Origin of the sequence: Streptomyces sp. IBSBF 2435 (assembly GCF_036815005.1) — a bacterium.
Lineage (GTDB): Bacteria > Actinomycetota > Actinomycetes > Streptomycetales > Streptomycetaceae > Actinacidiphila.
The window spans coordinates 1-3,777 of the sequence record NZ_JAJSYW010000336.1; the positions used below are offsets into that span (position 1 = coordinate 1).

The 3,777-nt window shown below is 74.4% G+C and carries 2 pseudogenes; both read left to right on the forward strand.

Going from position 1 to position 3,777, the window contains the following annotated elements:
• Nucleotides 1–490: 490 nt before the first annotated feature.
• Nucleotides 491–2,767: pseudogene (locus V7E46_RS33030) on the forward strand (type I polyketide synthase); the annotation flags it as partial.
• A 184-nt stretch (nt 2,768–2,951) separates the two neighbouring features.
• Nucleotides 2,952–3,777: pseudogene (locus tag V7E46_RS33035) on the forward strand (beta-ketoacyl synthase N-terminal-like domain-containing protein); the annotation flags it as partial.

The following is a 3,777-nucleotide window of genomic DNA, read 5'->3' on the forward strand; positions in this document are numbered from 1 at the left end:
GCCGCGGATCCCGATCGTGTCGAACCTGACCGGTGGGGTCGCGGCCGCACAGGAGTTGTGCTCCCCGCGGTACTGGACGGACCAGGTACGCGGCACGGTGCGGTTCGCCGACGGCGTGCGCTGGCTCGCCGACCAGGGTGTGACCGCGCTGGTGGAACTGGGTCCTGATGGTGTGCTTTCCGGTGCGGCGCACCACAGCTGCGCGCCGGGCACGGTCGTGGCGCCGGTATTGCGCCACGAGCAGGACGACGCGTCGGCGGTGCTGTCCGCGGTGGCGCGGCTGTTCGTGCACGGTGTGGCGGTGGACTGGACCGCGGTGTTCGCGGGCCGGGGCGCGGTGCGGGTGGCGCTGCCGACCTACGCGTTCCAGCACCAGCGCTTCTGGCCCGACACGGTCGCCGCTGTCGCCGACGTGGCCTCGGCCGGGCTGAGCCCGGCGCAGCACCCGCTGCTCGGCGCCGTGGTGCCTTCGCCCACGGACGACGCGATCGTGTTCACCAGCCTGCTATCGCTGCGTACGCACCCGTGGCTGGCCGACCACACCGTGGGCGGCGCCGCGGTCCTCCCGGGCACCGCCGGCGTCGAGTTGGCCATCCGCGCCGGCGACAGCGTGGGCTGCGACCGGGTCGAGGAGCTGGCGCTTGAGACGCCGCTGGCGCTGCCGACCACGGGAGTCGTCCAGGTCCAGGTCCTGGTCGGTGCGGCTGACGAGGACGCGCGGCGGAGCTTCGCCCTGTACGCGCGGGTGGACGGCGCGCAGGAGTGGACCCGCCACGCCACCGGTCGGCTGGGCACGTCCGCCCGCGAGGCCGGGCCGGACCCGTTCGGCCCGCTGGGCCAGGTCTGGCCCGCGCCGGGGGCCGAGGAAATCGACGTGTCCCGGTTCTACGAGCAGCGCGCCGAGCACGGCCCGATGTTCCAGGGGCTGACGAAGGCATGGCGCCATGGCGACCGGATCCTCGCGGAGGTCGAACTGCCCGAGTCCGGCCGCGACGCGGCGGAGTCGTTCGGGCTGCACCCCGCGCTGCTGGACGCGGCACTGCACACAGGGGCGCTCGCGGGCAGGGAGGGCGTGGCGTGCGGGTTCCGCGACGTGGATCTGCTCGCTTCCGGCGCGGCCCGGCTCCGGGTCGCACTGACTCCGCAGGGGCCGGACGAGGTGTCGCTCGCGGTCGCCGATTCGACCGGCTCACCCGTGCTGTCGATCGGCTCCGTGACGCTGCGACCGCTCGACGCGCTCGGCACCGTGGCGGACGCCGGGGACCGTTCGCTACTCGAGATCAGCTGGGTGCCGACCCCTGGCGGCGCCGCCCCGGTGGGCCGCTGGACCGTCGTCGGACCCGCGGACCCCGTGCCCACTCCCGAGGAGGGCGCGGTGGCGCTGCTGCGGGCGTCCGGGGACCCGGCCCCGGTGGTGGAAGGCACGCATGAGCTGACCGCCGAGGTACTCCGGCGACTCCAGCAGTGGCCGACGGACCCCGCGGGCTCGCCGCTGATCGTGTGGACCCGGGGCGCGGTCACCACCGCACCCGGTGACCCGGTCACGGATCTGGCCGCGGCGGCCGTGTGGGGCCTGGTCCGGTCGGCGCAGACGGAGGACCCGGGCCGGTTCGTACTGCTCGACACCGACACCGACTCCGACCAGCTCGACGCGACGGTGCTCGGCGACGTACTGGCCGCGGGTGAGCCACAACTGGCGCTGCGCGGCGGCCGGCTCTTCGCGGCGCGCCTGGTCCGGGCCGACGCGGGTGAAGAACCGGCGCCGGTGCTGGACACCGAGGGCACGGTCGTCGTCACCGGTGGCACCGGTGGGCTGGGCGCCCTCGCGGCGAGGCACCTGGTGACCGAGCACGGCGCGCGGAACCTCCTGCTGATCAGCCGGCGTGGTGCGACCGCCCCGGGCGCGCAGGAGCTGCTGGCGGAGCTCGGCGCGCTCGGCGCCACGGTGGTGGCGTCGGCCTGTGACGCAACCGACCGGCAGGCGCTCGCCGAGGTGCTCGCCGAGGTCCCGCCGGAGCGCCCCGTGACCGGGATCGTGCACGTCGCGGGCGTCGTCGACGACGGTGTGCTCGCGTCGCTGTCGCGCGAACAGCTCGACCGGGTGCTCGCCCCGAAGGTGGACGCGGCCTGGAACCTGCACTCGCTCACCCAGGACCTGTCGTTCTTCGTGGCCTTCTCGTCACTCGGCGGCCTGCTGGGCGGCGGCGGCCAGGCCAACTACGCCGCGGGCAACACGTTCCTCGACGCACTGATGCAGCAGCGCCGCCAGCACGGGCAGCCCGGTGTGTCGCTTGCCTGGGGACCGTGGTCGACGGAACTCGGCATGGTGAGCTCCCTGTCCGGCACCGACCGGCGCCGGATCGCGCGCTCGGCCACCCCGCCGATGTCGGTGGAGCAGGGCATGGAGCTGTTCGACCGGGCGTTGCGCGCGGACCGTCCGCTGCTGGCGCCGACCCGGCTGGACCTGGCTACGCTGCGGGCTCAGCGGGACATCACGCCGCTGTGGCGCTCCCTGGCCGGGGCCGCGGCGCGGCGCGTCGCGGACAACACCGACGGCGGCGGCGACAGTCTGGGCCTGCGGCTGGCAGGACTGTCCGGTGCGGACCGGCTGGAGGCGCTGGCCGACCTGGTCCGCGAGGCCGCCGCGACGGTGCTGGGGCATGCCCCGGGCGAGCGGCTCGACACCGCGCAGCCGTTCCGCGAGCTGGGCTTCGACTCGCTGACCGCGGTCGAGCTGCGCAATCTGCTGCAGGCGAGGACCGGCGTCGGCCTGGCGGCCAGCCTGGTGTTCGACTACCCGACCGTCGGCCACGTCGCGAGGTACCTGGCAGCCGAGTTCGGCACGCAACCGGCCGAGGTCGTCGTGGCGCCGGCTCTTGTGTCCGTCACCGACGATCCGATCGTGCTGGTGGGCATGGCGTGCCGGTTCCCGGGCGGCGTCGCGGGTCCGGATGACCTGTGGCGGCTGGTCGCCGAGGGGACCGACGGGGTCACGCCGTTCCCGGCCGACCGCGGCTGGGATCTGGACTCGCTGCTGGGCAGCGGCGGCCCGGGCACCGGGACCTCCGCGACCGGCGAGGGCGGCTTCCTCCCGGAGAGCGGCGACTTCGACGCGGCGTTCTTCCGGATCTCGCCGCGGGAGGCGCTGGCCACCGACCCGCAGCAGCGGCTGCTGCTCGAGGTGTCGTGGGAGGCATTGGAACACGCGGGCATCGACCCGANGGATCTCGCCGCGGGAGGCGCTGGCCACCGACCCGCAGCAGCGGCTGCTGCTCGAGGTGTCGTGGGAGGCATTGGAACACGCGGGCATCGACCCGAGTTCGCTGGCGGGCAGCGCGACCGGCATGTTCACGGGCGTCTACCAGACCGGCTACGCCGAACTGGTCGCGCGAGCCGAAGAGCAGCTGCAAGGCCATCTGCTCACCGGCGGGGCCGGAAGCGTGGTGTCGGGCCGGGTGGCATACGCGCTCGGGCTGGAGGGTCCTGCGGTGAGTGTGGACACGGCGTGTTCGTCGTCGCTGGTGNCGTGGTGTCGGGCCGGGTGGCATACGCGCTCGGGCTGGAGGGTCCTGCGGTGAGTGTGGACACGGCGTGTTCGTCGTCGCTGGTGTCGATGCATCTGGCGGCGCAGGCGTTGCGGTCGGGTGAGTGCTCGCTGGCGCTGGCCGGCGGCGTCACAGTGATGGCCGCGGCGGACATGTTCGTCCGGTTCACGATGCAGGGTGGCTTGGCGGCGGACGGCCGGTGCCGGTCGTTCTCGGATGACGCGGGTGGGAC